Annotated in this window: 2 protein-coding genes; both read right to left on the bottom strand. The window is 46.3% G+C overall.

Features of this window, described 5'->3' with window-relative positions; translation table 11 throughout:
* The coding region (locus NE664_12420) for a BRO family protein (GenBank protein ID MCQ4727444.1) at window positions 1-482 on the bottom strand (482 nt) is incomplete at its 3' end.
* 82 nt (window positions 483-564) lie between these two features.
* Window positions 565-1,090, bottom strand: a 526-nt coding sequence (locus NE664_12425) for an N-acetylmuramoyl-L-alanine amidase (GenBank protein ID MCQ4727445.1), incomplete at its 5' end; no start/stop codon positions are given.

The following is a 1,090-nucleotide window of genomic DNA, read 5'->3' on the forward strand; positions in this document are numbered from 1 at the left end:
CTCCCCTGTGCCCTTGCGTACTCTACAAAGAGCTTAATCTGATCTGTCTCAGCCTTGCGTACTTCTTTAGTCTCCTGACGGATTCCCAGCCACTTTGCATCTTTTTCAGTGGCGATGTAGTAGCCGTTCTTTTTGATGGACAGGATCGTATCGTAAACCCAGTCGTTGAAATCGTCTGCTATTGGCTGATTTGAGTAACGACATATTTCATATATTCCGCGTTCTTTATACATGAATACTTTATCGGTGTTTTCATTTTTATAAATCGGGGTGACAAATTGACACCCCGATACTTCCACAGAAAATTTATCCAATCTCTCTTTGTGGCGCTTATGAACAATTAGAACCGCATTCTGCGGCTGCTTATATTTTAACGCATATCCAATCTGTGTTCTGCTCATAAAAATATCGCCAATCTCATTTACATAAAAATCGCATTTCGTTCCTAAAAAATCTCCCTGTTTGACAAGTCTTAGTTTCATATTAATTCCTTTCTGCATCTTGCAATAGAAAAGCCCCGGGATTCCTCCCAGAGCTTCAGTCGCATCATTATTCTGTTGTTTGCTATTCCACCCACTGCACCTCAAGATTGCCCTGTGCAAGGTTGTTCGTTACCATCAGCGCCCCATATGTCTCCATATCAGCCTTTGACGGGTTAAGCATATAGGCCAGGCCGCCGATCGCAACGTATCCAGTAACCATGTTCCCGGAATCATTCACGTAAAACCACTTATTCTTATACTTAATCCATCTGGATTTCTGCAACTCCCCATTGATCGTGAAATGCCAGTTCCCGGCGCCGTCCTCGAAGCTCTTTACCTCGTCCACCTGGCCGCGGATCCGCAGGCAGAAGTCCGTCCATAACTCCGGGCTGTCCATCATCTTGCGCGGGCACCATTTGCGTTTTGCATCGTAGTGCCGGATTACTCGATCAGCAGGGATCCCCGTCTCCTGGATCAGATGTCTCACCAGATCCACGCAGTTAAGCCGCGCCTTGTCGTAGCTACTGTCTGGATTAACGCAGATCTCGATGTTGATCGTGTTTTTGTTATTGACTCCAGCCACCAGCGGCGTTCCGTACTGCTTGCCT

Origin of the sequence: Anaerotignum faecicola (assembly GCA_024460105.1) — a bacterium.
GTDB lineage: Bacteria > Bacillota > Clostridia > Lachnospirales > Anaerotignaceae > JANFXS01.